General features: G+C 67.2%; 1 protein-coding gene. It reads left to right on the plus strand.

The genetic code is table 11. The features are described 5' to 3' along the window. Window positions 1-85 precede the first annotated feature (85 nt). Window positions 86-1,219, plus strand: coding sequence for an IS630 family transposase (locus ACFVHB_RS40130; protein WP_380332931.1), 1,134 nt, complete (start codon window positions 86-88; stop codon window positions 1,217-1,219). The last annotated feature ends 11 nt before the right edge of the window (window positions 1,220-1,230 follow it).

Here is a 1,230-nt window from a genome sequence, read left to right on the forward strand (position 1 = left end):
CTAGTGCCGCATCAGGCAACGTTCGCCCCGTCGATGTGTCGTCCGGTTGCTGCGAAGGGCGGCACCGGGCGGTCAGAATGATCACGTGGCTGAACGCGTGCAGGTCCGTGAGATCGATGACGACGAGGGCAGACGGCTTCTGCGGATCGTCCGCCGGGGCACCGGGTCGGTGGTGACCTGGCGCCGGGCCCAGATGGTGCTGCTGTCCGCGCAGCGCATGCCGGTGGCGAAGATCGCCGAGGTCACGTTCACCAGCGCGGACCGGGTCCGCGATGTGATCCACAACTTCAACGCGGACGGCTTCGAGTCGCTCTACCCGAAGTACAAGGGCGGGCGGCCGAGGACGTTCACCCTGCCCGAGCGCCGGGAGATCAAGAAGATCGCCAAGTCCAAGCCGGCCGAGCACGGCCTGCCCTTCTCGACCTGGAGCCTGGCCAAGCTGGCCGACTTCCTGGTCGCCGAGGGGGTGGTCGACGACATCAGCCACGAGGGCCTTCGGGTCCTGCTCCGCGAGGAGGGCGTCTCGTTTCAACGCGTGAAGACCTGGAAGACCTCCCGCGATCCCGACTACGCGGCCAAGAAAGCCCGGGTCGAGCACCTCTATGCGATCGCCGACGGTGAGGTCATACCCGAGGAGGGCGAGCCCGAAGTCGTCTTCTGCCTGGACGAGTTCGGGCCGCTCAACCTCCAGCCCCACCCCGGCCGACAGTGGGCCGAGCGCGGCGGCCGACACAAGGACCCCGGCCGCGGGCCGCGGCCGAGGCGGCGGGCCACCTACACCCGCCCGCACGGCGTCAGGCACCTGTTCGCCGCCTACGACCTTGCCAAGGACCAGCTCTACGGGCACATCAAGAAGACGAAGAACCGGTCGAAGTTCCTGGAGTTCTGCCGCTACCTGCGCTCGCTACACCCGGCGGACGTGCGCATCGCAATCGTCTGCGACAACTACTCGCCGCACCTGACGACGAAGCGGTGCCAGCGGGTCGGAACGTGGGCCGCGGCGAACAACGTCGAGATCGCCTACACCCCGACCAACAGCTCATGGCTCAACCGGATCGAGGCCCAGTTCACCGCCCTGCGCTACTTCGCACTCGACGGCACCGACCACCCCAGCCACAAGGAACAGGGCAGCATGATCCGCCGCTACATCATCTGGCGAAACAAGCACGCCGCCGACGAGCACCTACGCGAAGTCGTCACCAGGGCAAACGTTGCCTGATGCGGCACTAG

Source organism: Kitasatospora sp. NPDC127111 (genome assembly GCF_042677465.1).
Taxonomy (GTDB): Bacteria; Actinomycetota; Actinomycetes; order Streptomycetales; family Streptomycetaceae; genus Kitasatospora.